Consider the following 2,404-nt stretch of genomic DNA (forward strand, 5'->3'; position numbering starts at 1 on the left):
ACTGCAGCGACACCAGCGCCGGCCTGTGGCTGCGCAGCGCGCTGCCGACGCTGATGATCGGCAGCGGCGACGTCGAGGCCTGGCGCGGCCGCTGGTTCGAACACCCGGCCAACCTGTTCGTACTTGCGACCGCGCCGGTGCTCTGCGCCAACCACCCGCTGGCACGGCTGCAGCGCTGGGACGCGGCGTCGGCGCGCGGCTGGCGCGGGCCCTATCTGCGTGCCGAGGTGCTGGGCAAGGTCGACGTCGGCGACGGCCTGAGCCAGACCGGCGGCAACCCGCTCGCCGGCGAACTGCAGCAGGACCTGCTCGGCCTGCCCGCCGGCGGCGCGCTGCCGGCGCTCGACGCCGCCGGCCAGCCCTGCACGCGCACGCAGACCGGCTGCCGCTGGCGCTGGCACACGGTCGCCAGCACCGCCAGCGGCTACAGCGCTGCCGACCACGAATTGCGCCACCCGCGGCCGCTGCTGTACTTCGGCCCGGCGTCCGGGCGCGTGCGTGTGACCTGGGTCGGCAGCGACGGCCGCTGGGGCGGCTTCGCGAACAACAACCCCTGCGAGCCCGACGTCAGCGCCGAGGGCGGCGCCGACGACCTCGTCATCTGCCTGGACTGATGCCGCCGATGCACAACGCCCGCGAGATCCTCCTGGCCCTGCTGGCCGCGACCGCGCTGGCGGCGCAGGCCGCACCGGCCGCGACGCGCACCGCCGCGCCGGCCTCGGCGGCCTCGGCGGCCGAGGCCATCGACGGCTTCCGCGAGGTCCGGCTGGAAACCTTCGTGCCGGGGGCGCGCACGCCGCAGCGCATCATCCTGCGGCCCTCGGGCGTGCAATTCGACGCCGAACTGGCGGCGCTGCCGCGGCCGCAGAAGGCCGAGTACCTGCAGCAGGCGCTGCAGCTGATGCACGTCAGCGAGCCGCCGCGTGTGCAGCAGGCGGTGCTGCTGCGCTACGGCCGCGGCGAGACGCTGGTGGCCTACATCGACGAAGCCGCCGCGCAGCGCCTGGCGCGTGAGGTCAAGGTCGGCGAGAAGCGGCGCTTCTACGCCTTCCACGTCTACAACTACTCGCGCGGGCCGGCGCTGGTGGTCACCAGCTTCGGCGCGGCCCCGTGACGGCAGCGGCATGAAGGCACGCGGCTTCACGCTGATCGAGATGCTGCTCGTCGTCGCGCTGCTCGCGGCGACGGCGATGGTCTCGATGGCGGTCGTCGGCGGCCGCGACCAGCTGCTGCGCCAGCAGACCAGCGAGCGCCGACTGGATGCGATCGTCGAAGCCGTCACCGGCCCGGCGGCGCCGGCCTGGGGCGGCGAGCGGCGCCTGGCCGGCTTCGTCGCCGACAACGGCCGCCTGCCGCTGTCGGTGCTGGAGCTGACGGCGCGCGCGTCGCTGGTCGACGCCGCCGAGTGCAGCGGCGCCTCGGCCAGCGTCGGTGCCGGCCTGCTGCCCTGCCTGCGCGCACGCGCGCCGGTGTTCGACCCGACCCCCGGCGCCGACGGCCTGAACAACGGCTCGGGCGACGAGCAGCTGCTGTCCGAACCCGGCGAAGCGCTGGTCAAGGGCCTGCGCCGCCAGCTCGACGGCCAGCACGGCAGCGATGTGCTGCGCGATGGCTGGGGCAACGTCTCGATCGCCGGCAGCGACGACGACACGCTGAACCACGGCTGGCAGCTGGCGCTGCCGGCCGCCGCCACCGAGGCCTGGACCATCGCCAGCCTGGGCTCGAACAACGCCGTCGACACGAGCCCGCCGACACCCGACGACGAAGCCGTCGCCGACCTGTCGCGCAGCATCGCGCCCGACGACTGGAGCGTGGACCTGGTCGGCTGGACGGTGCGGGTGCGCAATGCGACGGGGGCCTACTTCCCGTCCGCGCCAGGTCAGCCAACCGTACCTTTGCCCGTCCACATGGGCGTATCGCTGCTGGTCTGGGAGAGCGCTTCCGGCGCCACACGCTGGCGCCGCTTCACGACTCCGATATCCCTGGTGGCCATCGCGCCGGGCGACAGCGCCGACTTCAGCTTCGCCGCACCCACGGGCGTCGGCACGCTGCGCATTCCCAACGGCGAACACCGCGTGCTGCTGGTGACCGGCACCAACACCGTCGTGCACGACGCCGACGACACGCCGTACCTTCACGACAGCCACCGCATCCACGCCGCGGCGCGTTTCTACCCGCGCGCTGCCCGGCCGGTGCTCGAGCTGGTGATCCGATGAAGCGCCGCCTGCCCCGCCTGCGCGCCGCCGGCAGCGCCCTCGCCGGCCTGCGCCTGCCGGGCCGTGGCGCCGCAGCGCCGTGCTGGCTGGCCGACGCCGGCCCCGACGGCATCAGCCTCGTCGCGTTGCGGCGCGAAGGCCGCGCCGGCGCCGCCGTCTGGCACGAAGTGCTGCGCCGCGAGCACAGC

The 2,404-nt window shown here is 74.6% G+C and carries 4 protein-coding genes; all 4 read left to right on the forward strand.

The features are described 5' to 3' along the window. The coding region (locus CKO43_RS25305; RefSeq protein ID WP_200380399.1) for a hypothetical protein at window positions 1–614 on the forward strand (614 nt) is incomplete at its 5' end. Window positions 615–622: 8 nt separating this feature from the next. After that, a complete protein-coding gene (locus CKO43_RS25310; RefSeq protein ID WP_200232203.1) occupies window positions 623–1,114 on the forward strand; it encodes a hypothetical protein in 492 nt (163 codons plus the stop codon). A 10-nt stretch (window positions 1,115–1,124) separates the two neighbouring features. Next, the gene (locus CKO43_RS25315) at window positions 1,125–2,216 is read left to right on the forward strand and encodes a type II secretion system protein (protein WP_200380400.1); all 1,092 of its coding nucleotides are present in this window, start codon (window positions 1,125–1,127) and stop codon (window positions 2,214–2,216) included. Next, on the forward strand, window positions 2,213–2,404 hold a 192-nt coding region (locus CKO43_RS25320; RefSeq protein ID WP_200380401.1), incomplete at its 3' end, for a hypothetical protein. The genes CKO43_RS25315 and CKO43_RS25320, both read left to right, overlap by 4 nt.

Source organism: Rubrivivax gelatinosus (genome assembly GCF_016583785.1).
Taxonomy (GTDB): domain Bacteria; phylum Pseudomonadota; class Gammaproteobacteria; order Burkholderiales; family Burkholderiaceae_C; genus Rubrivivax; species Rubrivivax gelatinosus_B.

Excerpts from the sequence above, each read along its gene's own strand:
- CKO43_RS25310 (WP_200232203.1), top strand. The coding sequence starts at position 623 with ATGCACAACGCCCGCGAGATCCTCCTGGCCCTGCTGGCCGCGACCGCG.
- CKO43_RS25315 (WP_200380400.1), top strand. The coding sequence starts at position 1,125 with ATGAAGGCACGCGGCTTCACGCTGATCGAGATGCTGCTCGTCGTCGCG.